This window comes from Lysinibacillus sp. KU-BSD001, from assembly GCF_042920265.1.
Lineage (GTDB): Bacteria > Bacillota > Bacilli > Bacillales_A > Planococcaceae > Lysinibacillus_B.
The window spans coordinates 360,544-386,538 of sequence record NZ_JBDQZI010000001.1; the positions used below are offsets into that span (position 1 = coordinate 360,544).

The following is a 25,995-nucleotide window of genomic DNA, read 5'->3' on the forward strand; positions in this document are numbered from 1 at the left end:
AAAGGAGTGGTAATTTGCTTGATAAATGTATCGTATTAGTTGAGTTCGTGTTTTGCGTAGATCAGTACGAAGTTGAAGGAAATGCTACGTTGTTTTTCGGTAAAAATGATGTAATCCCAATGACAGACGAAGATATATTAAAGGAGATAAAAGCGCAGTATGGATACAACGCCATTCGGATTTTACACAGACAAAGAGAGAAAGCGTAAAAATTGATGCTATCCACAATAACCAGTGGATGGCATTTTTTTATTTACAAATAAGAACTAATGTTCTAATATAAATACAAACAAATGTTCTTTTGGTAAAAGGAGGTTTTTACTATGCCAATAATAAACAATAATGAGGTCCAAGTAATATTCGGAACAGGAGATATTTCAGTCGGAATCGGATGTAAGAGCGATAAAAGCTCTAGTATAGTTCAGTTTACGGAAATTGAACCTAGACCGATAGGTGAAGAATTTGCATTCGATAAAAATAAGATGGAAATTGACGATGCTCCAGTAACATTTATTTTTAATAAGATTGAAAGTTTAGATGCAGTAATTTATCAATTACAAAGGTTAAGAGATCTCATGGCGAACAAAGATAACTATCAATGGACAGACGGAGAGAGAATTTTAGAAAAGAATCCTTCTTGAATAGAAAGTCACCCGTAAACAAAATAAAACCGCTTTCTACTATATAAATAGGAAGCGGTCTTATTTATTAAAAGTATTGATTGTCGTATGTGATTTTTACAGTCCCGAATGTATCCTCTTGAATATCGTTAATCCAAATTTGATACACTTTATCATTAATATTTTCAATTCTTAAAGCAAAATTAGTATCGGCAGTTGTATGAGCATCTTTTGAAGGTTCGATACCAAACATAGCTAAAATCGTATTACGGTCATTACCTGGATAAGCGAGTGTACTATCATCATACCCCCAGTATGCACCGGAGTTTAAATTCATTTGAACGACCTTGTCTTCGAAAACATAAAACTCATATTTCCCATTTAAGAACTCGTATAAGTCCATATCTTTTCCGTTAATTGGGTAATCATAGATTTTTGTTGGTTCGCCCATTTTACTTCTTAAATCTTCCACCGAAATCATGCTGTATTCTTCAGCAGGGAATAGAACTTCAGTTGTAGGTGATGATGTTTCGCTAGCACCACAAGCAGATAGTAAAACAATAGCGCTGAATAAAAATAATTTTAAAATCTTCATATTATCCTCCTTCCAAGTTAAAATTTTACATATAGAAAGATGTATTGTCACTAGTAAAATAAAGATGGGCACCTAAAGTGTCCAAAAGGTGCCCATTTTTAAATAAACAGAGCAAAAGTAAAGTAAGGATAATTAATTCCTTTCATTATAAAAGGTCACAAACATGCGTTTTTTATGCATTATATAAATGCGTCTAAGTGTATATAACTTTAATGACAGCGTACCTGGCAGCTGTTCTTAATCTACACTTCATCGTTCTAATATGAAATAATCAAAACACATTTTGACTAATTTTGGTCGAGGTGTGTTTTTTTCTAATGTGAACATATTAGGCACCAGCCGCATATGATAAGGCGAGAATCAGGAAGGGAGAGGTGTCGGTGAAAAAGCTACGTCAAATCGTGACGAAAGCGGTCATTGCAAAGGGTAAAAAGCGAACAGAACAAGAGGAGCTATTAAAGCCACCGAATACACCGACTAATATACTAGGCTGCTGGGTCATCAACCATCAATATCAAGCGAAAAAAGTTGGGAATTATGTTGATGTATCCGGAAAATTCGATGTGAATATTTGGTATGCATTTAACAATCACTCTAAAACAGCCGTATATACAGAAACGGTGCCTTATCGTGACCGCATAAAGCTACATTACCGTGATAATCAAGTTGGCGATTCGAATGATGTGCATGTACGTGTCCTGCAGCAACCAAACTGTATTGAAGCGGTCATTACGCCATGTGGAGAAAAGATTAAAGTGTTAGTAGAACGTGAATTTTTAGTGGAAGTAATCGGTGAGACGACAGTTTGTGTGCATGTTCATTCACTCGATTTTGAAGAAGAATGGGCATTTGGAGATGAAAGTACTTCTTCAAGTTCCAGCAGTTCAAGCTCGAGCTCAAGTAGCGGTCCTGGGCTTGAATCATCATCATTTCACTAATTGAAAGGGGTCTTCTCAAACACTTTTGGGAAGGCTCCTTTATTGTTATAATGGAGAGTACTAAAGAAAGTAAAGAGGTTAGATGTATGTATACACCGATGATGCAACAATATTTATTAATAAAAGAAGATTACAAGGATGCTTTTCTATTGTTCCGATTAGGTGACTTTTATGAAATGTTTTTTGATGATGCTGTTCGTGCATCGCAAATTCTTGAAATTACGTTAACGAGTCGCGACGCGGGCGGCAAAGAGCGTATTCCGATGTGTGGCGTGCCGCATCATTCTGCCAAAAACTATATTGAAACACTTGTGTCCAAAGGGTATAAAGTGGCGGTTTGTGAACAAACAGAAGACCCGAAGCAAGCAAAAGGCGTTGTAAAGCGCGAAGTTGTACAACTCATTACGCCAGGTACGATTATGGACGGCAAATCAATCGATAGTAAAACTAATCACTTTTTAGCAGCTGCTGACAAACTATCAGATAATGAAATTGCTTTTGTTTATTTAGATGTCTCTACTGGTGAAGCAAACGCGCAAATCGTTGAAGGCGGTGCAAAAGAGTGTATTCAGCAACTGCAAAGCTTCAATATTCGGGAAGTGATTGTCACACAAGAAATGCAGCTTGAAATGGTAGAAATGGCGGAGGCAACAGGGATTGTTTTATCGCTTGAGCAAGGAGAAATGGATGGACAGAAAGCGAGTAGTTACATTGAACATTTACCTCCAGCGTTAAAGCCAGCTGCATGTCGTTTACTACAATATATTGAACGAACACAAATGCGTTCCCTCTCGCATTTACAGGCATTTACCTTTACGGAAATGCAACAATATTTACGCATTGATACGAACTCTAAACGCAATTTAGAGCTGATCCAATCGATTCGAGGTGGCGATCAAAAGGGGACACTCCTTTGGTTACTAGATGAAACGGTGACAGCAATGGGGGGGCGCCGATTAAAACAATGGCTACATCAACCACTTGCTTTGCGTAGTGCGATTGAAGCACGTCTTGCCATTGTGACAGATTTACTCGAGGAATTTTTCGTACGCGGCGAACTGCGTGAACTACTAAAGCAAGTATATGACTTAGAGCGTTTAGCTGGTCGTGTTGCGTTTGGCAATGTAGGTGGACGTGATTTAGCTCAGCTTCGTGAATCGCTTCGTCAAGTACCGGCGATTAAAGCGCAGCTGCTTGAAAGTGGTCAGGGAACATTGATGCATTTAGGGGAGTCGCTTGATACATGTGAAGATATTGAAGCGCTACTTGCTCACAGTATTACAGATCACCCGCCGATTACGATTAAAGAAGGCGATGTCATTCGCGACGGCTACAATGAAAAGTTGGATGAGCTTCGCTATGCCTCTCGTAACGGGAAAGATTGGATTATGCAGCTAGAGCAAAAAGAACGTCAATTAACGGGCATTAATAACTTGAAAATCGGCTATAATCGGGTGTTTGGCTATTATATTGAAATTACAAAATCTCATATCGGGAAAGCGGATTTAACCCGCTATGAACGCAAGCAAACCCTGGCGAATGCAGAGCGCTACATTACAGAAGAATTAAAAGAAAAAGAAGCGCTTATTTTAAACGCAGAGGAACAAAGCTTAGCACTTGAATACGATTTATTTGTAGCGCTACGTGAAGAGCTAAAAGTGTATATTCCACGTGTACAAGCGTTAGCGGCGGCAATTAGTGAGCTGGATGTCTATATGAGCTTTGCTGTTGTGACGGAAAAATATCGCTTTACGAAACCGACATTCCACGAGGGGCGTGCGCTGAAAATTATGGATGGACGTCACCCTGTTGTGGAAAAAATGCTCGGTAAGCAAATGTATGTACCAAATGATTGTGTATTAACCGAAGAGAAAAATATGATGCTCATTACAGGGCCAAATATGTCCGGTAAAAGTACGTATATGCGCCAAGTTGCCCTAATTGTCATTCTTGCGCAAATGGGATGCTACGTACCGGCGGTAGAAGCAAGTTTACCGATTACCGATCAAATTTTTACACGTATCGGTGCAGCGGACGATTTAGCCGCAGGACAATCAACATTTATGGTTGAAATGATGGAATCACAGCATGCGATTACACATGCGACAAAAAACAGCTTACTGCTATTTGATGAAATCGGTCGTGGTACGTCAACATATGACGGGATGAGTTTAGCACAGGCGATGATGGAATATATTCATACGGAAATTGGTGCGAATACTTTATTTTCAACACACTATCATGAATTAACGGATTTAGAACAGCAGCTCGAACGTTTAGTGAACGTGCATGTATCTGCAACGGAGCAAAATGGACGTGTCGTGTTTTTGCATAAAGTAAAAGCAGGAGCAGCAGATAAAAGTTACGGGGTGCATGTAGCAGAGCTTGCGGAAATGCCCGCTTCTATTATTGACCGTGCACGGATTTTACTCGCGCAATTTGAAGCACAAGACAAGCCCGTCACACAAGGAACGGCTATTGAAATGGTTGTACAACCTGAGCGAGAAGAAGAGTTACAGTTGTCATTATTTGCACCAATGGAAGAAATGTCGCCACAGGAAAAAGAAGTATTAGAGGCGCTGTCAAAATGCAATGTGATGGGCACGACGCCAATGCAGGCAATGAATTTATTGTATGAACTGCAACAAAAACTCGTGAACGGAAAGTAAGGGGGTGAGCGCATGGGCCATATTCAAATAATGGATGAATTTTTATCGAATAAAATTGCAGCCGGTGAAGTAGTTGAGCGTCCCGCCTCTGTTGTGAAAGAATTGGTTGAAAATGCGATTGATGCGGGCAGTAACTCCATTGAAGTGTTTTTAGAAGAAGCAGGTCTGATGAGTATTCAAGTTGTCGATAATGGAAGTGGAATGGATGAGGAAGATGCGCTCAAGTCATTTGCTCGCCATGCTACATCCAAAATTGAAAAAGAGCAAGATTTATTTCGGATCCGCACACTCGGGTTCCGCGGAGAGGCATTAGCCTCCATTGCGTCTGTATCGAAAGTGACGTTAAAAACATCAGACGGTACAAGTAGTGGAATCGAATTGTATTTAGAAGGAGGGCATGTAAAAGAGCAAAAGCCCACTGCGCTTCGCAAAGGAACAGATATGACAGTAGCACAGCTTTTTTATAATACACCCGCACGTCTAAAGTATTTAAAAACGATTCAAACCGAGCTAGGGCATACGATTGATTTGATCAATCGTTTAGCACTTGGCTATCCAACGATTGCATTTAAGCTTGTGCATAACGGTCAAACCCTGCTGCATACAAATGGGCGCGGCAATGTGCAACAAGTGTTGGCAGCGATTTATGGGGTGCACAATGCTAAAAAAATGCTCGCCTTTGAAGGGAGCTCAAATGACTATAAAGTATATGGCTATGCAACACTACCTGAAGTAACGCGTGCTTCTAAAAACTATCTGTCTGTATTTGTCAACGGTCGCTGGGTCAAGCATTATCTTGTGCAAAAGGCAATTGTCGATGCGTATCATACGTATTTACCGATTGAGCGCTATCCGATTGCTGTCCTTTATATTGAAGGGGACCCACAGCTAACCGATGTCAACGTCCACCCGGCGAAGCATCAAGTCCGGTTAAGTAAAGAGCCTGAATTGCTCAGTCTAATTGAAGACACGGTGCGTGCAGCGATTCGTCAGACGATTCGCGTGCCGCAAGTAGAGAAGAAGGAAAAGCCTACGAAGCTGCCTTCAGAGCAAATGAATTTATGGAAACAACCATCACTGAACACACAAAAGATGGACGATATCGTGAGTCGGTTAAATAAACAACAGCCTGTAGTGCGAGAATCTACATTTGAAACACCGATTAAGGAGCACCGATTAATAGTAGAACAGCCTGTTGAAATAGTAGAAGCTGTCTCAGAGGTAGAGGTAGAAAAAGAAGTCTTTGTACTAAACGAACTCGCTGATCAAGAAGAGCGCAAAGAACCATTCCCGCACCTTGAAGTCGTGGGACAAATTCACGGAACATACATCGTCGCACAAATGGAGGATGGTTTTTATTTAATCGATCAGCATGCGGCTCAGGAACGGATTAAATACGAATATTTCCGCGAAAAAGTGGGCGATGTAAATCCAAATGAACGACAAGCGTTACTCTTACCGTTAACGTTCCATTATGCAGCGGATGAGGCGCTAATTTTAAAAGAGCACAGGGAAGCGCTGGAACAAGTAGGTGTATTTTTAGAGGAGTTCGGGCATGGTTCCTTTGTTGTGCGGGAATATCCGACATGGTTTCCGAAAGGATTTGAGCAAGAGATTATCGAAGAGTTAATTGAGCAAGTGCTCACGACGAAAAAAGCGGATGTCAAAAAGCTACGTGAAGAAGCGGCGATTATGATGAGCTGTAAAAAGTCGATCAAAGCGAATTATTATTTAACGAAGGAGCAAATGGTTCGCTTACTGGATGATTTGCGCGCGGCACATAATCCGTTTACATGTCCGCACGGTCGCCCTGTACTTGTGCATTTTTCGACGTATGAAGTAGAAAAAATGTTTAAACGTGTCATGTAACATGAGGGGGGATTGGGTTGGAAAAGGTAGAACAATTTTTAAAGATGAGTGATGGACAAGAAGTCTTTGTTGCTTGCTATGAGCCAACAAACCTCCTTCGAGGGCATATTCATATTTTGCATGGGATGGCGGAACATTGCGGTCGATACGATACGTATGCAAAGCAATTAGCGGACATGGGGTATTTTGTGTCGATGCAAGACCATCGTGGGCACGGCCAAACGAGTGATCGAAACGGCAAGCTTGGTTTTTTTGCGGAGCATAAAGGGTTTGACCGAGTTGTGCGAGATGTCTTTGAAGTGACCCAATACATCCGTAAAAATCGTGAACTCCCGCCAATGATTTTATTCGGTCATTCGATGGGGTCCTTTATTGCCCGTCGATATGCACAACTTTTTAGTACAACCATTAAAGCACTGATTTTATGTGGAACAGGTGCAGGGACTCGATTACATGAAGTGGGGAATCGTTTAGCCAATATTCTCGCTCAGACGAAGGGGAAAGATATCCCGAGTGAACTGATGGATAAATTGAGTTTCGGTAGCTTTAATAAATCGGTATTAAACCCGAATACAATGTTTGATTGGCTCAGTCGTGATACACAAGAAGTACAAAAATATATCGATGATCCGAAATGTGGGTTTATTGGTACACATCAATTTTTTGCGGATGTCACATACGGGATTAGCCTAATTAGTAAAAAAGAAGAAATGGCCCGTATGAGGCATGATTTACCTGTTCTTTTAATTAGCGGTAGTGAAGACCCAGTCGGTGATTATGGTGTCGGTGTGTTTAAAGTAGCAGAACAATTGACAGAAGCAGGACTCGAAAATGTGTGTGTCTATTTATTTGAAGGGATGCGCCATGAAATATTAAATGAAACAAATAAAGAACAAGTATATGAAGTAATTAAACGGTGGTTAAAACATGAGCAGAGACTATGACGTAGTGGCCATTATTGGTCCTACTGCATCCGGTAAGACAGCATTAAGCATTCAATTAGCGAAATGGTTGGATGGAGAAGTAATTAATGGAGATTCCATGCAAGTATACGTAGGGCTTGATATCGGAACAGCCAAAATTACACAACAAGAAATGCAAGGGGTTCCACATCATTTACTCGATATAAAAGAACCGACAGACAATTTTTCTGTTGCGGAGTATCAACAGCTTGTACGAGCGAAAATTAGAGAAATACAAGCACGTGGCAAGATGCCGATTATTGTCGGTGGAACGGGGTTATATGTGCAGTCTGTCTTGTATGATTTCCAGTTTACAAAAGAAGAAGTAAATGAGGAAGCACGAAAAGCATACTATGCCGAGCTTGAAAAAATAGGACCAGAAGCGATGCATGCCCGTCTTGCTACACTTGACCCGAAGACTGCACAAACGATTCATCCGAATAATACTCGCCGCGTCATTCGAGCGCTAGAAATGGTAGAGCTAAGCGATACATCAAAGGCAAATGAAGAACATCAGCGCGGGGATATTCCGTTATATCATCATCTCATTTTGGGGCTAGATATGGACCGAGAGAAATTGTATGAACGTATTAATATGCGTGTGGATGTCATGATGGAAAAGGGGCTACTAGCAGAAGCAAGGGCGCTATATGATGCGGGGATTCGCGATACACAAGCTGTGAAAGCCATTGGGTATAAAGAATTATTTGCTCATTTTGACGGGCTTTGTACGTTAGAGGAAGCCATTGCGCAAATTAAGCAAAATTCTAGACGCTATGCTAAACGTCAACTGACGTACTTCCGAAATAAAATGGATGTACAGTGGGTTTCAAATGATTTTAGTGAAATTAAAAGTTTTTTCTAATTTATTCAATAAAATGGAAGGGATATTGGTTTTAGTGGAGAATAGTCATATCTATAGAAATATAAAGTATCAGGAGGCGCTCTCGTGAAATCGATTAACTTACAAGACACATTTTTAAATCATTTAAGAAAAAACAATGTTTTCGTAACGGTGTTCCTATTAAATGGTTTCCAGCTGAAGGGATTAGTAAAATCGTACGATAATTTTACGGTATTACTAGAAGCAGAAGGAAAGCAACATTTAATTTATAAACATGCGATTTCAACATTTGTCCCTGCAAAACCAGTGACATTAAATGGTGAAGAATAGATGTGAACTACTAGCAACTGCCAGGCATTTCACTTATAATAACAAGGAATGCTGATTGAGGGGAGCTATCGTCATGAAATCAATGACAACAGATGAACTATTAAATTTACTAGATGCAAATGAAGATTTACACATTATCGATGTACGTGAAGATTTTGAAGTAGAGCACGGGATGATTCCAGGTGCCATCAATATTCCGCTTGGCGAGGTTCCAGCACGCACAGCTGAATTAGATCAATCAAAAGCGTATATTGTTGTATGTAAAGGCGGCGTACGCAGTGCCAATGCTTGCGAATATTTAGCTGAGCAAGGCTTCGATGTGACAAACTTAGAAGGCGGCATGCTAGCATACGACGGAGAATTAGAATTTAAATAATCATGAGGGCGTAGCGGAGCATCCGTTGCGCTTTTTATGATTGGGGGATTCGCTGATAAGTCCTGCCTACAAAACAAAAAGGATTTCCGTCGACAACGGAAACCCTAGTAATATAGCTTTTTACGAGGTAACTGCCACTCCCTTGAATAAGAAAGAAAACGGAAGAAAATGACACCTACAAATAATCCGTACAAGAACCAATCGCTTGTGCCCACTTGTAAACCGATTAAGAGTCCGGCAATCGCTGCCCATAATGCATAAATTTCATCGCGTAGCACAATCGGCTTGCGCCCTGCTAATAAGTCGCGAATGATTCCGCCACCGCAACCTGTCAAAATCGCTGCAACAATCACTGCACTGAGCGGAAGCCCGAGCTTTACTGCATGCATCGCCCCTTGAATGGCAAATGCAGCGAGACCAATGGCATCGGTAATATTCCCCCAGCGGTTCCAATGCTTAATTAAATGATGCGGCATAATGAAAAATAGCGTAATGGCCACGAGCGTTATTTGAAATAACGTTTCTTGATTCCACAATGTTGAAACCGGTAAGCCGATGAGGACATTTCGGATCGCACCCCCACCAAAGGCCGTTACAATGCCTAAAATATATACACCAAATAAATCATACTCTTCTTCCATGGCAACAATGGCACCCGATAAAGCGAATGCGATTGTACCAATTATACTAAACACATCCCAAGCCACCAAATACACCCCCTAAACATCCTTTATGAGAATAGCAGTTTTTACATAGATGAGCAATATGAAATAGTTGACGCATTGTTATGAATTGATAAGATGGTAAAGGATATCAAGAAAAGATAGGAGTAATTATTGTGGCATTTCAGACGGTTTTAACAAACGATACACTCGCATTAGCAGAAAAAGTAGAGGAGCTTGTTCGTCCTTATCATAAAAAATGTGATGATATGGCCTTTTACAATCAACAAAAAGTGTTAGCAGCATTTCGGAAGCATCAAGTAAGTGACTATCATCTACACCCATCAAGTGGTTACGGTTATGATGATGAAGGGCGAGATAATTTAGAGCGTGTATATGCGGAAGTGTTTGGTGCAGAGGCAGCGATCGTACGCCCGCAAATTATTTCAGGTACACATGCGATTACACTTAGCTTATTTGGGGTGTTACGCCCAGGAGATGAGCTAGTGTATATTACAGGGAAACCGTATGATACATTGCAATCGATTGTAGACGGCGGGGGAAAAGATACAGGTTCCTTGAAGGATTTTGGCATTCAGTATCGCCATGTGGACTTAATCGACAATACGGACATCGACTGGGCTGGCGTAAAAGCCGCGGTAAATGAACGCACAAAAATGATTGCCATTCAACGTTCAAAAGGATATGCAACACGTCCGTCCTTTACAATTGAACAAATTGCGGAGATGACCAAACGCATTCGCGAAATCGCCCCGCAAGCTGTGATTTTTGTGGATAACTGTTACGGCGAGTTCGTTGAGCAGTATGAGCCGACAGAAGTAGGCGCAGATTTAATGGCGGGCTCACTCATTAAAAATCCTGGTGGGGGTTTAGCAAAAATCGGCGGTTATATTGCAGGTCGTGCAGAATTAGTGGAAAAATGTGCGTATCGTATGACGTCACCAGGTATTGGGGCAGAAGCAGGGGCAACGTTAAATACGTTAGCCGATTTTTATCAAGGATTTTTTATGGCACCACACACGGTGGCACAGGCATTAAAAGGGGCGATTTTCACATCGGCTATGCTGGAGCAAGTAGGGATGACGACATCGCCGCATTATACAGATGTACGTACAGATTTAATTCAATCGGTATCATTCCAAACAGCGGATCAGATGGTTGCGTTTTGTCGTGAAATACAGGCCGCATCACCAATTAATGCGCACTATGCACCAGAACCAGCGTATATGCCTGGATACGAAGATGATGTCATTATGGCAGCTGGTACATTTGTACAAGGATCAAGTATTGAATTAACAGCAGATGGTCCGATTCGCCCGCCATTTACGGCATTTATCCAAGGCGGATTAACATATGAGCATGTGAAATATGCGATTTGTAGCGCAGTACAAGCATTGAAGTAGTCCGTTCAATACATTTCACGTATTGTTCACAAATCTACCTTCGTCCCGTGCTATGCTAAGGGCGGAGGTGTTTTATTTTGAAAAAATGGATTGGACTAGTCATCATTATTATATTAATTGGTGCAGTAGCATGGAATAGCTTAAAAGGGCCTGCTGAGTTTGGTTTAACAGATGAAGGAACAGGTCTTGAAAAAGGGGATACACCGCCTCAATTTAAACTGGAGACATTAAACGGGGAGCCATTAAGCTTACAGGATGTAAAAGGGAAAAAAGTAATTTTGAATTTCTGGGCTACGTGGTGTGATCCTTGCCGCGAAGAGATGCCTGTATTTGAAGCGTATGATGCCAAACACGAAGATGTCATTGTGTTAGCCGTGAATATAACAAAGAAAGACGTCAAGGTTGAAAAAATCGCCCAGTTTGTCGATGACTACGGTTTAACATTCCCGATTTTACTGGATGAAACCGATGATGTGTCAAAAGCGTATGAAGTCATCACTATTCCAAGTACATATTTTTTAGATGAAGAAGGTATTATTCAAATGAAGATTAACGGTTCGATTGATGAAACGATGCTAGATTTGTATGTAGGGCAATTGTAGAAATGTTAGGAATTGGCTTTAACGGTCACGCTTGCATCCTTCTATAGAAGAACATTATCATTCAATGCATCTATTGTGGATGCATTTTTTTATGGGTGAAATATATAGGGACAATGCAAATAATTTTCTATTTTATGCACCTTTTTAGGTGTGTTTTCTTATTAGTGTTAGTTTTTCTAACATACCGTTGACATCGTTCATCACAGGGAGTAATATAGCGGTAAGGGAGGTGGATGAAATGAGTAGTGAAATTCGTAGAACAATGCCGCTTTTACCGATTAGTATTGTGATGCAATTAACGGATTTAACAGCGCGTCAAATTCGCTATTACGAAGAGCATGATTTAATCCAGCCGCACCGTACTGAAGGAAATCGACGCATGTTTAGCTTAAATGATGTCGATACTTTACTTGAAATTAAAGATATGCTTGAGCAAGGCGTGAACATGGCGGGCATTAAAAAAGTGTTTGCTATGAAAAATGACCCAACTGTACAAGGGGCAGCAAAAGAAATTTCAGATGCCGAATTGCGAAAAATTTTACGAGAAGAGATGCGTCAAGCACAGCGCATGCAAACAACTTCTCTACGACAAGGAAATTTATCACGCTTTTATCAATAAAGTGTGTGAATTATACATGAGGGATATCCTCGAAGGCTAAACATTTTTAGGAGAGTGGAATTGTGGGTAAATACACAAAAGAAGACATTAAACGTCTTGTACAAGAACAAGAAGTAAAATTCATTCGTTTACAGTTTACAGACATTTTAGGGACAATCAAAAACGTTGAGATTCCAGTAAGCCAATTAGACAAAGCATTAGACAATAAAATGATGTTCGATGGCTCTTCAATCGAAGGTTTTGTACGTATTGAAGAATCAGATATGTATCTATTCCCTGATTATGATACATTTATGATTTTCCCATGGACTGCTACAAAAGGCAAAGTAGCACGTCTTATTTGTGACATCGCACGTCCGGACGGCACACCATTTGCTGGGGATCCACGTTCAAACTTAAAACGTCTGTTAAAGGAAATGGAAGAATTAGGTTTTACGAACTTCAACTTAGGGCCTGAGCCGGAGTTCTTCTTATTCAAATTAGATGAAAAAGGCGAGCCAACTTTAGAAGTAAACGACCATGGCGGTTACTTCGACTTAGCACCGACTGACCTGGGTGAAAACTGTCGTCGTGATATCGTATTAGAGCTAGAAGAAATGGGCTTTGAAATCGAAGCATCTCACCATGAAGTAGCACCGGGACAACACGAAATCGACTTTAAGTATGCGGACGCTGTATCAGCATGTGACAATATCCAAACGTTCAAGCTTGTTGTAAAAACAATTGCGCGTAAGCACGGCTTACATGCAACGTTTATGCCAAAACCGTTATTCGGCGAAGCAGGTTCAGGAATGCACTTTAACGTGTCTTTATTTAAAGGGAAAGAAAATGCGTTCTATGATGAAGCGACAGAACTTGGTTTATCTGAAACAGCGACGCAATTTATGGCAGGTGTGCTTGCACACGTGAAAGGCTTCACGGCTGTTATTAACCCAACAATTAACTCTTACAAACGTTTAGTACCAGGTTATGAAGCGCCATGTTACGTAGCATGGTCAGCGCAAAATCGTTCACCACTTATTCGTATCCCATCTTCTCGCGGTGTATCAACACGTGTAGAGGTGCGCTCAGTGGATCCATCTGCTAATCCGTACTTAGCAATGGCTGTTATTTTAGAAGCGGGTCTTGAAGGAATTCGTCAAAAAATGACACCACCAGCAGCGATTAACCGCAACATTTATGTAATGAGCGAAGAAGAGCGTAAAGCAAACGGAATCGACAACTTACCAGTATCTTTAGATGAAGCATTAAAATTATTAGCTGAAGATGAAGTTGTAAAAAATGCTTTAGGCGAACACATTTACGAAAACTTCAAAGAAGCAAAAGAAATCGAATGTGAAATGTTCCGTACACAAGTACACCAATGGGAACGTGACATGTACATGAAAATGTACTAATAAGAAAAGCGTTGAGGCTCTAGGGCTTCAACGCTTTTTATTGTAGTTTAGACATAAAAAAAGAAAGCTACGGCGGTAACCGTAGCTATGATTTAGGCAACCCTTTGATTGCGTCTTTTCTATTATATCAGAAAAATATCTGGATGAGAATACAAAAATTAAAAATAACCGTTCATGGAAATTTTTATCGTTCATATGATGGTATGTAAACTGCAATGAATGATTATAAAAGTGTAAATTTACACTTTTAAAGATATTTGGTATAATGTAATAAAATTCAAATGGATTGCAGGTGACAGGATGGATAGAGAGTTAGAACGGCGCGTTGAAATGTTGGAGGAGGAAGTCAGAAGTTTAAAGCAAGAGCTCTCTCAATTAAAACGTGAGACTAATGAAACATCATATGAGCCATCTCCAATAAAAAGTACCGTGTCCCAGTTAAAAAAGGTGATATTTGAGCAACCAATGATGACAATAGAACGAAATGAGTCTGCTCCTACACTGAAAAAAGAACAGCCACCGGCAAAGCCGAAACGTTCTTTAGAGGAAACCATTACATGGGCACTCCCGAAAGTATTTACGGTCATTCTCGTGCTTGGGGTACTTTGGGGATTAAAATTAGTGAGTGAATACGGCTATTTATCGGACGGCGTAAAAATTCTCCTTGCGTATGCTTTGTCTATCGGATTAATCGTGTTACCTTATGTACTAGAAAAAAAGCAAAAGAGTTCACCGGCGGTTATTATTTCGCTCTATGGTGGCGCATTTATGATTGGGATATTAACGACGGCAGCAGGCACGATTTTGTATGAGATTATCAGTCTGTCTACAGCGCTCGTTATTGCCATTCTTTATATTGTTTATGGAATTGTCATTAGTTATTACAAAGCGAATGAAGTATTAACGATTTTTGTCATTTTTACGTCGCTCTTACTACCTTATTTACTAGAATATATGGACTTTAGCGAGTTGCTCATTATTCAATTTGTCGTTCTTTTATTTGCAGTCATTCAATTCGTGATTGTGAAGCATAGCCAGCAAATCGCGCTATATGTTACAACGGCCTTTACGTTGTTATCAGCTTTAGGGTTATGGGGGCTAAGTGAACAGGTCGACATGTATTTTGCGGTGGGGATTCTTTTCATTGTCACGCTATTTCTCTATAGCTGGTGGAGGTTATATGATACAGAAAGTAAATGGAAAGCGACACAGGAAGGGTTGTTATTTAGCTATAATGTGTTTGTGTTACTCTTATTATGGGTCGTAATAAATCAGCATGTATTTGATACAGTGATTTTCCTCATTATGCTGACTATTTTTGCTGTGACGGCTGTTGTTGCGTATAAGGAGCAACGCCCGCAAGTAGTCGATGTGGCAGCAACTGTAGCATTTCTTTCGCTAACCTTTACGCTATTTACGTTTAGCTTGTCTTATGAAATGGATATGCTTTTACATGGTTTGGTTGTATTTGTTGGCATGATGCTCGCGTTACGATTACGCGCAACGATTATGAAAGTGACGTACAGCTTTGCGTTTTTCATCGTGACGATGATAACAATGGCGATGAGTGATGTGGATCCATTTTTTACATTAAGTCATCTATCCCTTGTTATGTTACTGCTATATTTCATCGCCATCTATATGTATGTCAAACAGCCAAAGCACAATCTGACTCGTTTTGAAGTGCGGATGGAGAAGGCGCATGTTGACGATATTTTGCCGGTTGTGATAACCGTGTATTTTATAAGTTATGTAGTCAACCTAGACTATGCCTATATGTCGACAGTCGGGAATGTACCTTATGTAGCTTTTATAGCGCTTGCTTTGTTGCTTGTAGCATCCTTTTTTATGCCGGAAAAATGGATGGGGCGATTTTTTGTTATCGCGCTTGTATTCGGAAATCTGATGGCGGTCATGGTCGTATTGCTGACGGGCTATTATTATGAAGCGGTTTGGCAATTGAATTTCCTGACAAGAGGCGTGTATGTAGCGGTACTACTTAGCGTGCTTGCAGACTTTTATCGTAGTGGGCGCATTTATAAGCGATGGGAAGGGGCTCTTGCTGAAAAAATCGAGCAGCTGATGAATGCGGGCATTGTATTATTTATTGTATTAATGATGAGTGTGTTTTCATTATTGTATAATAGTAGTTTAGTAGACTATGCCGTTGCGGTGACAGGAAATACGATGACGATTTTTGCGGTTGCCAGCATTACGCTCATGCTTGGTGCGAAAAGAAGTTGGCGAGATGTGAAAATCATGGGCTTTGTTCTCCTTGGAATCGGCATCTTTAAGTTAATCTTCTTTGACTTATCTGCACTCGATTTACTCGTTCGCTCTGCGTTATTTATTGTCATTGGTGGCGTCGGGCTGCTGTTATCGAATCGATTGTTACGAAAATAAATGTAACCGTGGTGATTTTTTGCCACGGTTTTATTTTTGAGTAGGAATTAGGGAAGTAAACCTAAGAACCTTGGATAATTTTTGGGGTGAGAGAATTTTTTAGGATAGTATTGAAACGTGAAAAAGGCGAATCGGCAAAATGCATATACAACTTAATTAAAAATATGTGACAACATAAGGGTGCAAAGTCCCGGTTTACACTTATTTTGAGATAAGTTGTATATCAAAATCGGTCGTTTGCATAATGGCTGTTTTTTTGAGTGCTGATACAAAAGAAGGTGCACATTTTTTCAGCGATGGCGCGGTGGAAAGGGATTTAGAAAATATACCATGGGCAAAACCTTCGCAGTTAAGGATACAAATCGTGCTATTTTTTGAATGAAAACGGTTAAAAAATATCGGTTTTTTCGTGTAGTTGGCTCACCTGGTAGTAAGCTTATTGTCCTAGTTGTTTTGAAGGTTAACAGAAAAAACGGGTCAGTGAAAGGTGATTTTCCATCGTTTTTCACTCATTTTTGACGTAAATTCGATGCTTTTTCCCCGTAATGCATCCGAAGAAAATTATATGAATAGCACAAATTTACGTTCACTTAACAAAATACTAAAAGAACGATGCTTGTAACAGGTGAAAAAGTTCACTAGACTATAAGTATCGAATGGATGTGGAGGGGAAATGATGAGAAAAAGCATTGCAATCGACATGGACCAAGTGTTAGCCAATAGTTACAAGAAAATGGTCGTGGCGTATAATGAGGCATTTGGCGAATCTTTAACAGAAGAGGAATTTTTACAGGGCACAAGAAAAAGCCTGGATCCATCGAAAGAAAAGCGATTTTTCGAACTGTTAAATGAACCGTCTTTTTTCAGAGATTTTGAAGTGCTTGACCTTGATTCGATTGAAGTGGTACGACAATTAAACAATCAGTTTGATGTCTATATTGCAACAGCAGCCATGGATGTGCCCGGCTCATTTCATGCAAAATACGAATGGTTACGCGAACATTTTCCATTCCTAAACCCTCAGAACTTTGTATTTTGTGGTAATAAGGCAGTCATTCATACGGATTATTTAATCGATGATAATCCACGTCAGCTCGAAGCATTTCGTGGGCAAGGGATCCTTTACGCTATGCCATACAACGAGCATGTAGAAGGCTATGTGCGCGTACGGAATTGGAAGGAAATCGGGGAATACTTTTTAAACGTAGGCGTCGAAAAATAAAGCAACACAAAATGGGGGGTAGTCAGTAGAGTCTGACTACCCCCCCATTTTTACGTTTGTGGCTTAATTTACTGTATATTGAACTGAATCGGGTGATTTTAGTATGCAAAGTATTATGTACAGGCTGCCGTATGATTAAAAAAGTAATAAGCGTATACTGGATTGGCCCTAGCGCGTCACCACATTATTTTCTAGGGTACTTTAGTTTATTTAGCTCTTTTGTTAAGTAGTGAACCTGCTTTTCTAGTTCTTTAAAGCGTTCCACACTAACCCCGTTGTTGGTGGGAGCACTGTCTTGTGATTGCAATTCTTCTAAAGCAATTACGGCTGCTGTTGTCGCTAATACATCACCTAAAGTCGTTACGATACCAGCGATGACAGCTAGTTTAGCTGCGCTGTTTTCGTTCCCTTGTAGAAGCTCGTTTAGCGGATCATTGTTTTTCCCACTATTATTTCTAGCCAAACTTTAAATGCTCCTTTCATGGATGATTATTTCAGTATATGCGGTTAATTTTATGTGGTTAGGCTAGTGGTGGCAAAACGCTTTGTTAGGTTTGAATTGAAGTAAGGTATTAAAAATTCTTCTTGTGGAAAGAGAGCTATCTTTATATAAGAAGAACAAGAGAGAATTGTTTCCTAAAGAGTGGTTATTCTCTGTGCATCGTTATTTATTTTATAGAAGGATAGAGGAATGAAAATTTAATCAGATTTATACAGCGGTAGTTTTTATTCCGATAAATAAAAAGGTAGGCTATAGCTCTACCTTTTTATTATATTATTTAAATTTCATAAGGATTCTCAAAGTCTATAGGAGAAGTAGTGCTAGGTGGTGTAAAGTTATACGACTTACCACAAGTTTTTGAAATATCGTGACTTCTAAAATTAGGTGAATCAGCTCGTGAACCAATAGAATACTTTGGTGTAGAAAGATTATTGATATCTTTTTTGAAGCTCCCTACAATAATAATCCCTTCTGAAGCAGCAAAACAAGAACCGCCTCCGTTAAGGGTTAAATCCCCTGTTACTACAATTGTTCCAGGGAAAATTAATTGGATATTACCGTTAGCCGTTACACTTCCGTCTATGACTAAAGTATCGGGTGCGTTAGGCATTTTAAAAATACTTTCTCGAAAATCATAAATTTTTCCTTTATTACTAGCACCATTTATTGTTATTCCATTTTTAATCTCGTTAAAATCGCGATAGTAGGTATCTGTTGCTTCTTGTCCATCTTGAATACCACCTGAATTTGTATTTGAAGTATCTTGTACATTGATGGTCTGGGTAAGTTTTCTGGAATGATTACCAATCTCTCCATTAGAAACAATTTTTATTGTGTGAATAATTGGAGTTGTGGATGTAAATGAGTTAGTAATAGTTACTTGGTATTCTGGTATTTCGTTATTATTGGTTTTTTCAAAAATGTTTTGTGCTGAATTAATACTAGTTGGTAATGGATTCGAAGCGAATTCATTTTTATATATTGATATAAAAGGTACTTTTATATTCCCTTTTTTATCTTTGTTAGAGTCGCTGTGAAATTTTGATAATGCAGTATTATAATTGGTACTTAAAATATTTTCAATACTATGTCTTACAACGGTTAATCCTGCTTCAGCGACATAATAAGTTGCTTGATCATCGTGTTCACTTTTTGAAAGTTTCATTGAATTTGTAGTCACTGTAAATAAGCTGATACCTAAAATACTAATCAATACTACAGTGAAAATAGCAAGTAGTGCAGTGTAACCGAATTCATTTCGTAACGCTTTGTCCATTTTAATTACCTCCCCTTAAAGTGATTTCGGTAGTCAATGTCCCTTCATTATCTGTAATTTCGATAAATACTGAATGACCGATTTTTTCTATCGTAAAATCATCAACATTCTTTGTGATGACTTCACTTCCTCGTTTCAACTCACCATCAACCAATTGGTAACTAATAGTCGGGTCACTAGACGAATATTGAAGTGTTGCGGAAGTATTACTGGAATCTACCACTAAAAAATTCGGACTTTGTAACTTTCTTAAGTCTTTAGTAATCAATTTAAGTGCATACATTTTATCGTAGATTTGTTGTGAGTCGCTAAGTTGTTGGTTGTGTGTATTGACACTTCCGAGAATGATGCCAGATAAAAATATAATAATAATAGAGCTAATAACAATGACTGCTAAAACTTCTACTAAAGAAATCCCTCTTTCATTTTTAATCATTAGAATACCTTCCATCTCATAATTGTCTCCATTTTGGCAGGGCTAGCATTGCCGTTGTTCAATTTGATTTCAATAATGACTCCTGTTAGTTCGTTATTTCCAGAGATTTGTTTTAAGGTCATTTGATAAGTCATATTATTATCTGTTTTTGTGAAAATTTTTTTGTCAGGTACTGTAGAAATATCTGGCCCGTAGCTAAATGTTGATATAGGTGTATTTATGTTGTTAGATGTCACTGTGTAAATATTTTCAAGCTCTGTTTGTGCATAATAAGTTAAATCGACAGTATTACTTGAAGCGACTTTAGTTTTATTTGTTTGTACTAATAAGCTAAAGAAAGAAATACAAACAATTGCAATGATAACTATTGAAGCAACAACTTCTAATAAAGACAATCCTCTATCGTCTCGGAACAATTTTTTCATCATATATGCCCCCCTTAATCTGGACTATTTAATAATGTATATATGAAGAATATTAGTTTTACATAATAAAATCCACAGTTTACAAAATTCGATAGTTTTATTTTATTTTTTAACCTCATTTTAAACTTTACCTATTACTATAGATATGCGAGCGAGATAATAAAAAGGATTTTAAAAAAATAATAGGTTTTATGGCATATGAGTTGGTGTTGAAGTATACATTTTGTTAGGTATATGGTTTTGAATTTGTGATTATGAGTCACGTATTCTAGTGGTGTAGAAAGAAAAAAACTTAAAAAATAGTTTGATTTTCTTGCAGTATTTACCTTTAAAAGTTATTTTGTTGGTATTAAATGTTATATTTGTACCCCACTATTTGCTTGATAATGGGTTGTTTAGTTACAAAAAATAGTCTTCATAGTTTGCGATATACCTTGTTTTTTTCTACTATTATCCCTATTATAGACAATAAGTAATGTGAAATCATCAATTTCTGTAAAAGTCAAACTATTTAATGGTATATAAGAGGGGTGGAATGATGAAAGTAAAATTTAAAATTGTGATTCTAGGTATATTAACAACTATATTAGTAGCCACTTGGTTGCCGAATTTCATCGTTGGACAACCCGCGCTTGCTAAGGGGGATGAAACGCAATCTACCATCGCTGGCATAGAAGTAGGCGATTTAAAGGATGACGAGTTAAAGGACGTTTTGTCTGAAGCAATCAATCAATGGACGAAAGAGACCGGTATTGTATCTGGCGGGGGGAGTTCCCTGTCATTAAACCGTGCAACGATTGCGTTTGATATAGATAGTACGATTGCTACATATAAATCATTAGTAAAAAAGGATTGGTATGCCTTTTGGCAAAGTGATCGCATCGTCCATTTACCAATTAATACATTGGATAGTCAAGTGTTAAAAGATGAGATTGCGAAAATGGCTACGTGGGAAACAGACGAGACGTATGCTCGTGTGATGACGGCAGCAGGGTACTTAAAAACAGAACCGGTTGAAGCAGTAGTCGCAGATTTAACAGATGTAGAAACGGATCGCCTAGCCCTGGCCATTGAGGAAATTCCGGTAACGGCATTAGGTGTGTACGATATTGCGAATGTTATGAACGGAACGATTGTCAATACGGGTGAAATATTTTCCTTCATTGAAGCACTAGGGACAACTATAGAGGAAGCGAATAGTGAAGCATTAAACTTTGTCGCGTCCATGCTTTATCATAATGCCCTCCATATGGATACCGATATTGTAGAGCGTTACTCTCAAAAGCAAGTGCCGAATTATTTAGAGCCAGGTGTGGAAGTCGCGATTGATGTAAAGACACCAAAAGACTTGAAATTTGTGAACCGTACAGCGAACCCGATGAAGTTGAAAATGACGGTGGAAAATCAACAATTAAAAGCGGAAGTGTATACAACCCATAAAGAAGTGGATGTCACGATGAAAGTAGTGCGTGATGAAGCGATTTCACCTCGTACGATTACGCGTTATACGGATCAACTCACTACGGGGCAAACACAGGAAGTGCAAAAAGGGGTACAAGGCTTACGTGTATCGGTGTACCGAACAATCCACGGAGCGGAAGAACTAATTAGCCGTGATTATTATGCACCAATTAACCGCATTTTACTTAAATCATCACGTGAGTCATCTACTCAGACAGACCCTGATTTACAAATGGATTTAGATGGGGACGGATTAGAGGATGTAGATAGTACAAATACGAACGACGATCAAGTGAAAGTTGATGAAAATGGCAACCGTGTCTTACCACCAGGCAGTCATTACGATAAGGGTGGTAACTTAATTACACCGTAAGAGAGGAGAAACCTACATGAGAGCTACAACACGTAAGCGACTAGGGGACTTGCTTTTAGAGGCAGGTGTTATTACGGAGGAGCAGCTAACACACGCACTGGAACATAAAAGTCGTGATGAAAAGCTAGGGGACTTCCTCATTAAAGAAAATATACTAACGGAACAGCAGCTAATTGAAGTACTAGAGTTTCAATTAGGCATTCCGCATGTTTCGTTAAATCAGTTTACGATTGACCCTGAATTACTTCAATTAGTACCTGTTGAGCTAGCAAAGCGGGCGAACTTAATTCCGCTACGCCGTGAGAAAAATAAATTGTTTATTGCGATGGCTGACCCGATGGATTACTTCGCTATTGAAGAAGTGCGTATGGCGACAGGCTGTCAAATTGAGACGAGTATTGCGGCGAAAGATGATTTATATCGGACGATTACAAAATACTACGATTTGCAGGAATCGATGGAAGCAGCATTGTCGGATATTCAAGCAGGCACGCAAGAAACACAGCAGGAGATTGTCGATGAAGATTCCCCGATGGTACGTCTGGTGAATCAAATTATTGCCAACGGTGTTGCTCAACGTGCATCGGATATCCATTTTGATCCACAGGAAACCGGATTTAAAGTCCGTTATCGTGTGGACGGGGTATTACGTACGGAGCGCTCGCTACCGAAGCATATGCAAAATATTATGACAGCTCGTGTGAAAATTATGGGGAACTTAAATATTACCGAAAATCGTACCCCGCAAGATGGACGTATTAAAATTACGGTGAATTTCAAACCAGTGGATATTCGTTTATCAACATTACCGACTGTCTACGGTGAAAAAATTGTAATGCGTATTTTGGATTTAAGTAATGCGCCAAATGATATTAGTCAAATTGGCTTTTCACCCAAAAATGAAGAGCTGTTTGGGAAAATGATTGCTCGACCAAATGGCATTGTATTAATTACAGGGCCTACTGGTTCAGGGAAGTCATCTACGTTATATGCGGCACTTTCTGAGTTAAATAAAGAAGATGTTAACATTATTACAGTTGAAGATCCAGTAGAGTATCAAATGATGGGCGTGAACCAAATTCAAGTAAAAGAAGAAGTTGGGTTAACGTTTGCAGCAGGGCTTCGTTCCATTTTACGTCAAGATCCAGACATCGTGATGATTGGGGAAATTCGTGACTTAGAAACAGCGCAAATTGCCATTCGTGCCTCTTTAACAGGGCACTTAGTATTAAGTACATTGCATACAAATAGTGCGGTTGAATCGATTTCTCGCTTAAAGGACATGGGGATTGAGCCGTTTTTAATCTCTTCTTCATTAGTCGGTTCTATGGCACAGCGTCTCGTACGTCGTATATGTCGCGATTGTGCAACCGTCGTCTCTGCAACGGAACGAGAAAAAGAAATCTTTGCAGAAAACGGCATGAAAGTCGAGACCGTCACGCGTGGTCGCGGTTGCGGGGCATGCGGTCAGACAGGTTATCGTGGACGTGTTGCCATCCATGAAATTTTACCGATTGACCGTGACTTAAAAGATTTCATTATTTCTGAAGTAAGTGGTACCGTGCTTCGTGATTATATGAAGCAAAAAGGCTATCACACATTATTGCAAGACGGGTTACTGAAAGTGCGAAGCGGCATTACAACGACAGAAGAAGTATTACGTGTAGCTATGACAGAATAGGGAGTGAAACAGATGAACTTAAATATTAAAGAGTTATTACTCCATGCATATAACCAAAAGGCGTCGGACTTACATTTAACGGTTGGCGTGCCACCTGTGTATCGTGTGAACGGCAAGCTGTCTCATTACGGAGATGAGGTAGTGACACCTGAAGTCGTCAATGAAATGGTTCGTGACATTTTACCTGATTTTAAAATAGCGGAATTTGATGAAAAGGGTGAAACAGATTTCAATTACACACTCGAAGGCTATTGTCGTTTTCGTGTGAATGCCTATCATCAACGAAATGCCGGCGCGATTGCCGCGCGTTTAATTTCAAGTGAAATTCCAACGATTGAAAAGCTTAATATGCCGCAAGTGTTGTATGAATTAGCAGACAAACCACAAGGTCTGATTTTAGTAACAGGGCCAACCGGTTCAGGGAAATCGACTACATTAGCCGCGATGATTGATTACATTAATGAAAATAAAGCAAAGCACATTATTACACTAGAAGATCCGATCGAGTATGTACACCATCATAAACAATCGATTATTAATCAACGTGAAATTGGCATCGATACAGGCAGCTTCGCGAATGGGTTGCGTGCGTCATTACGTCAAGATCCAGATATTATTCTTGTCGGTGAGATGCGCGATTTAGAAACGATTTCAACAGCGATTACGGCTGCGGAAACAGGTCACTTAGTGTTCGGCACATTACATACATCCAGTGCGCCGACAACAATTGATCGTATTATTGACGTTTTCCCACCACATCAGCAAGGGCAAATTCGTATTCAGCTTGCGAACGTATTGCAAGGGATTATTTCACAGCGTTTATTCGTGCGAAAGGGTGGACAAGGACGTGTAGCGGCAACAGAAATTTTAGTCGGTGTGCCAGCTGTCACGAACTTAATTCGTAACGAAAAGGTCCATCAAATTCCAAGTGTGATGCAGACAAGCCGTGCACTTGGCATGCATACGTTGGAGTCGTCGATTCAGTCACTCGTCTCGAACGGCACCGTCTCTTTACAAGAAGTGCGCCCATATATGAATGCTGGTGAGTATTAATGACCGTTTTTAAATACACAGGTCGTAGTAAAACGGGGGAAATAAAAAAAGGCACGATTAATGCTACGAACAAAAATAGCGCGTTAACAAGATTACGAGAACAAGGAATTAACCCACGCCAGTTAGAGGAGTCAACAAGTATTTTACATAAGGACATTCCCTTAGGTGGCAAGGTGAAAACCGAGGATTTCGTCTTGTATTGTCGCCAATTTGCCACGTTAGTACGAGCAGGTGTGTCGATTGTGGAATCGACCAATATTTTAGCGCGTCAATCTACGAGTAAAGCGTTAAAGAAAGCGCTTGAAATCGTGGAAGACGATATTCGGACAGGTATCCCTTTATCGCAAGCTGTCGCAAAGCACCCGAAAGTATTTCCGGAACTGTTCATCAATTTAATGAAATCCGGTGAAGCAACAGGGAATATCGACGATACATTAGAGCGCTTAGCCGATACATTTGAAAAGCAATTTAGATTAAAGAAAAAAGTGCAATCCACGATGGCATACCCAGCCATTTTATTAACACTGACGATCGGCGTTGTTATTTTTTTAATGGTCGTCATCGTCCCGCAATTCGTCAAATCGTTTGAAGAGATGGGCGCGGAATTGCCGACGATTACGGTGGTGACGGTAGCGGTGAGTGATTGGCTCACACAGTTTTGGTGGGTGGTAGTAGCCCTTCTTATCGGTGTCGTTGTGTTATTTAATTTTTTATACAAGACGAATGAGCGGTTTAAATACATGGTGAACTATATATTGCTTCGAATACCAGGCTTCGGTCCGATATTACAGAAAACAGCACTTGCTCGTTTGCTACGAACATTGTCTTCATTATTTAGTAGTGCTGTCCCAATTTTACAGGCATTAACGATTTCAGAGCGGGTAAGTGGTAATCCGGTCATTAGTGAAGTCATGATTGAGGCGCGGAAAAGCTTAGAAAAAGGGAGCACATTATCCGAACCCCTTGAGCAAAGCTGGCTATTCCCTCCGATGGTAACGAGTATGGTGAAAATCGGTGAATCGACGGGCTCTTTAGATTATATGCTAGAAAAGGTTTCGGACTTTTACGAAGACGAAGTAGACCGTGCAGTCGATACATTAAAATCGTTAATTGAACCAATGATGATTTTATTTTTAGCACTAACAGTCGGCGTCATTGTGACCGCCATTTTATTACCGATGTTTAGTTTATATGAACAAATGTAGAATTTTATGTAAAATTATGTAAACTTTAAGCTGCTATCAGTATAATAGTAA

25 protein-coding genes are annotated in these 25,995 nt (G+C 39.6%); 19 read left to right on the top strand and 6 right to left on the bottom strand.

Features of this window, described 5'->3' with window-relative positions:
- Positions 1–14 precede the first annotated feature (14 nt).
- Together AAGS61_RS01855 and AAGS61_RS01860 are read left to right on the top strand one after the other, a co-directional pair.
- Positions 15–209 carry a hypothetical protein gene (locus AAGS61_RS01855; protein ID WP_391366700.1) on the top strand — a complete coding sequence of 65 codons (195 nt, stop codon included), beginning with the start codon at positions 15–17 and terminating at the stop codon, positions 207–209.
- Between the two features lie 114 nt (positions 210–323).
- Complete coding sequence (locus tag AAGS61_RS01860; protein WP_391366701.1) at positions 324–641, top strand: hypothetical protein; 318 nt, start codon at positions 324–326, stop codon at positions 639–641.
- A 67-nt stretch (positions 642–708) separates the two neighbouring features.
- On the opposite strand, the gene AAGS61_RS01865 is transcribed toward AAGS61_RS01860, so the two are convergent.
- Entirely contained in the window at positions 709–1,215 is a 507-nt protein-coding gene (locus tag AAGS61_RS01865; RefSeq protein ID WP_391366703.1) for a hypothetical protein, read from the bottom strand.
- A gap of 380 nt (positions 1,216–1,595) precedes the next feature.
- Here AAGS61_RS01865 and cotE point away from each other — a divergent pair, with 380 nt between their 5' ends.
- The 7 genes from cotE (at position 1,596) to AAGS61_RS01900 (ending at position 9,203) form a co-directional block, all read left to right on the top strand.
- Positions 1,596–2,153 carry an outer spore coat protein CotE gene (gene cotE, locus AAGS61_RS01870; protein ID WP_391366705.1) on the top strand — a complete coding sequence of 186 codons (558 nt, stop codon included), beginning with the start codon at positions 1,596–1,598 and terminating at the stop codon, positions 2,151–2,153.
- Positions 2,154–2,239: 86 nt separating this feature from the next.
- Complete coding sequence (gene mutS / locus AAGS61_RS01875) at positions 2,240–4,822, top strand: DNA mismatch repair protein MutS (RefSeq protein ID WP_391366706.1); 2,583 nt, start codon at positions 2,240–2,242, stop codon at positions 4,820–4,822.
- A 12-nt stretch (positions 4,823–4,834) separates the two neighbouring features.
- A complete protein-coding gene (mutL, locus tag AAGS61_RS01880) occupies positions 4,835–6,691 on the top strand; it encodes a DNA mismatch repair endonuclease MutL (RefSeq protein ID WP_391366708.1) in 1,857 nt (618 codons plus the stop codon).
- 17 nt (positions 6,692–6,708) lie between these two features.
- A complete protein-coding gene (locus AAGS61_RS01885; protein ID WP_391366710.1) occupies positions 6,709–7,635 on the top strand; it encodes an alpha/beta fold hydrolase in 927 nt (308 codons plus the stop codon).
- Positions 7,619–8,518: a tRNA (adenosine(37)-N6)-dimethylallyltransferase MiaA gene (miaA, locus tag AAGS61_RS01890; protein ID WP_391366712.1), complete on the top strand. Its 900-nt coding sequence runs from the start codon at positions 7,619–7,621 to the stop codon at positions 8,516–8,518. Before AAGS61_RS01885 ends, miaA begins: the two co-directional genes overlap by 17 nt.
- An 84-nt stretch (positions 8,519–8,602) precedes the next feature.
- Positions 8,603–8,827, top strand: a complete 225-nt coding sequence (gene hfq, locus AAGS61_RS01895; RefSeq protein ID WP_391366713.1) for an RNA chaperone Hfq — start codon at positions 8,603–8,605, stop codon at positions 8,825–8,827.
- Positions 8,828–8,900: 73 nt separating this feature from the next.
- On the top strand, positions 8,901–9,203 hold the full coding sequence (locus AAGS61_RS01900; RefSeq protein ID WP_391366715.1) for a rhodanese-like domain-containing protein: 303 nt from the start codon (positions 8,901–8,903) through the stop codon (positions 9,201–9,203).
- 104 nt (positions 9,204–9,307) lie between these two features.
- Here the strand turns inward: AAGS61_RS01900 and AAGS61_RS01905 are convergent, their stop codons facing one another.
- Positions 9,308–9,910 carry a trimeric intracellular cation channel family protein gene (locus AAGS61_RS01905; protein ID WP_391366717.1) on the bottom strand — a complete coding sequence of 201 codons (603 nt, stop codon included), beginning with the start codon at positions 9,908–9,910 and terminating at the stop codon, positions 9,308–9,310.
- Positions 9,911–10,041: 131 nt separating this feature from the next.
- Here AAGS61_RS01905 and AAGS61_RS01910 point away from each other — a divergent pair, with 131 nt between their 5' ends.
- From AAGS61_RS01910 to AAGS61_RS01935, 6 genes are all read left to right on the top strand, one after another.
- Complete coding sequence (locus AAGS61_RS01910) at positions 10,042–11,289, top strand: aminotransferase class I/II-fold pyridoxal phosphate-dependent enzyme (protein WP_391366719.1); 1,248 nt, start codon at positions 10,042–10,044, stop codon at positions 11,287–11,289.
- Between the two features lie 77 nt (positions 11,290–11,366).
- Complete coding sequence (locus AAGS61_RS01915) at positions 11,367–11,891, top strand: TlpA family protein disulfide reductase (protein ID WP_391366721.1); 525 nt, start codon at positions 11,367–11,369, stop codon at positions 11,889–11,891.
- 238 nt (positions 11,892–12,129) lie between these two features.
- On the top strand, positions 12,130–12,510 hold the full coding sequence (locus AAGS61_RS01920; RefSeq protein ID WP_391366723.1) for a MerR family transcriptional regulator: 381 nt from the start codon (positions 12,130–12,132) through the stop codon (positions 12,508–12,510).
- Positions 12,511–12,572: 62 nt separating this feature from the next.
- The gene (glnA, locus tag AAGS61_RS01925) at positions 12,573–13,907 is read left to right on the top strand and encodes a type I glutamate--ammonia ligase (RefSeq protein ID WP_391366724.1); all 1,335 of its coding nucleotides are present in this window, start codon (positions 12,573–12,575) and stop codon (positions 13,905–13,907) included.
- Between the two features lie 300 nt (positions 13,908–14,207).
- Positions 14,208–16,310 (top strand): DUF2339 domain-containing protein, encoded by a 2,103-nt coding sequence (locus tag AAGS61_RS01930; protein WP_391366726.1) that lies wholly within the window; start codon positions 14,208–14,210, stop codon positions 16,308–16,310.
- 676 nt (positions 16,311–16,986) lie between these two features.
- Positions 16,987–17,532 (top strand): 5' nucleotidase, NT5C type, encoded by a 546-nt coding sequence (locus tag AAGS61_RS01935; RefSeq protein WP_391366728.1) that lies wholly within the window; start codon positions 16,987–16,989, stop codon positions 17,530–17,532.
- A 184-nt stretch (positions 17,533–17,716) separates the two neighbouring features.
- Here AAGS61_RS01935 and AAGS61_RS01940 read toward each other — a convergent pair whose 3' ends face one another.
- The 4 genes from AAGS61_RS01940 to AAGS61_RS01955 form a co-directional block, all read right to left on the bottom strand.
- A complete protein-coding gene (locus tag AAGS61_RS01940) occupies positions 17,717–17,995 on the bottom strand; it encodes a hypothetical protein (protein WP_391366730.1) in 279 nt (92 codons plus the stop codon).
- 316 nt (positions 17,996–18,311) lie between these two features.
- Positions 18,312–19,310: a pilus assembly PilX N-terminal domain-containing protein gene (locus AAGS61_RS01945; RefSeq protein WP_391366731.1), complete on the bottom strand. Its 999-nt coding sequence runs from the start codon at positions 19,308–19,310 to the stop codon at positions 18,312–18,314.
- Between the two features lies 1 nt (position 19,311).
- A complete protein-coding gene (locus tag AAGS61_RS01950) occupies positions 19,312–19,746 on the bottom strand; it encodes a prepilin-type N-terminal cleavage/methylation domain-containing protein (RefSeq protein ID WP_391366732.1) in 435 nt (144 codons plus the stop codon).
- Positions 19,746–20,174, bottom strand: a complete 429-nt coding sequence (locus AAGS61_RS01955) for a pilus assembly FimT family protein (protein ID WP_391366734.1) — start codon at positions 20,172–20,174, stop codon at positions 19,746–19,748. Before AAGS61_RS01955 ends, AAGS61_RS01950 begins: the two co-directional genes overlap by 1 nt.
- Positions 20,175–20,706: 532 nt before the next feature.
- On the opposite strand from AAGS61_RS01955, the gene AAGS61_RS01960 reads away from it, so the two are divergent.
- The 4 genes from AAGS61_RS01960 to AAGS61_RS01975 are packed head-to-tail and all read left to right on the top strand — an operon-like array spanning position 20,707 to position 25,944.
- Entirely contained in the window at positions 20,707–22,005 is a 1,299-nt protein-coding gene (locus AAGS61_RS01960; protein ID WP_391366735.1) for a VanW family protein, read from the top strand.
- Between the two features lie 16 nt (positions 22,006–22,021).
- The gene (locus AAGS61_RS01965; protein ID WP_391366737.1) at positions 22,022–23,686 is read left to right on the top strand and encodes a GspE/PulE family protein; all 1,665 of its coding nucleotides are present in this window, start codon (positions 22,022–22,024) and stop codon (positions 23,684–23,686) included.
- Positions 23,687–23,698: 12 nt separating this feature from the next.
- Positions 23,699–24,739: a type IV pilus twitching motility protein PilT gene (locus tag AAGS61_RS01970; protein WP_391366738.1), complete on the top strand. Its 1,041-nt coding sequence runs from the start codon at positions 23,699–23,701 to the stop codon at positions 24,737–24,739.
- Positions 24,739–25,944: a type II secretion system F family protein gene (locus AAGS61_RS01975; protein ID WP_391366739.1), complete on the top strand. Its 1,206-nt coding sequence runs from the start codon at positions 24,739–24,741 to the stop codon at positions 25,942–25,944. Before AAGS61_RS01970 ends, AAGS61_RS01975 begins: the two co-directional genes overlap by 1 nt.
- The last annotated feature ends 51 nt before the right edge of the window (positions 25,945–25,995 follow it).

Bases quoted from the DNA above. Each gene is read 5' to 3' on its own strand.
- mutL (WP_391366708.1), top strand. From the start codon at position 4,835: ATGGGCCATATTCAAATAATGGATGAATTTTTATCGAATAAAATTGCA.
- AAGS61_RS01950 (WP_391366732.1), bottom strand. From the start codon at position 19,746: ATGATTAAAAATGAAAGAGGGATTTCTTTAGTAGAAGTTTTAGCAGTC.
- AAGS61_RS01975 (WP_391366739.1), top strand. From the start codon at position 24,739: ATGACCGTTTTTAAATACACAGGTCGTAGTAAAACGGGGGAAATAAAA.
- AAGS61_RS01970 (WP_391366738.1), top strand. From the start codon at position 23,699: ATGAACTTAAATATTAAAGAGTTATTACTCCATGCATATAACCAAAAG.
- AAGS61_RS01920 (WP_391366723.1), top strand. From the start codon at position 12,130: ATGAGTAGTGAAATTCGTAGAACAATGCCGCTTTTACCGATTAGTATT.
- mutS (WP_391366706.1), top strand. From the start codon at position 2,240: ATGTATACACCGATGATGCAACAATATTTATTAATAAAAGAAGATTAC.
- AAGS61_RS01960 (WP_391366735.1), top strand. From the start codon at position 20,707: ATGATGAAAGTAAAATTTAAAATTGTGATTCTAGGTATATTAACAACT.
- AAGS61_RS01945 (WP_391366731.1), bottom strand. From the start codon at position 19,310: ATGGACAAAGCGTTACGAAATGAATTCGGTTACACTGCACTACTTGCT.
- AAGS61_RS01900 (WP_391366715.1), top strand. From the start codon at position 8,901: ATGAAATCAATGACAACAGATGAACTATTAAATTTACTAGATGCAAAT.
- AAGS61_RS01965 (WP_391366737.1), top strand. From the start codon at position 22,022: ATGAGAGCTACAACACGTAAGCGACTAGGGGACTTGCTTTTAGAGGCA.
- AAGS61_RS01865 (WP_391366703.1), bottom strand. From the start codon at position 1,215: ATGAAGATTTTAAAATTATTTTTATTCAGCGCTATTGTTTTACTATCT.
- AAGS61_RS01955 (WP_391366734.1), bottom strand. From the start codon at position 20,174: ATGATGAAAAAATTGTTCCGAGACGATAGAGGATTGTCTTTATTAGAA.
- AAGS61_RS01930 (WP_391366726.1), top strand. From the start codon at position 14,208: ATGGATAGAGAGTTAGAACGGCGCGTTGAAATGTTGGAGGAGGAAGTC.
- miaA (WP_391366712.1), top strand. From the start codon at position 7,619: ATGAGCAGAGACTATGACGTAGTGGCCATTATTGGTCCTACTGCATCC.
- AAGS61_RS01860 (WP_391366701.1), top strand. From the start codon at position 324: ATGCCAATAATAAACAATAATGAGGTCCAAGTAATATTCGGAACAGGA.
- AAGS61_RS01935 (WP_391366728.1), top strand. From the start codon at position 16,987: ATGAGAAAAAGCATTGCAATCGACATGGACCAAGTGTTAGCCAATAGT.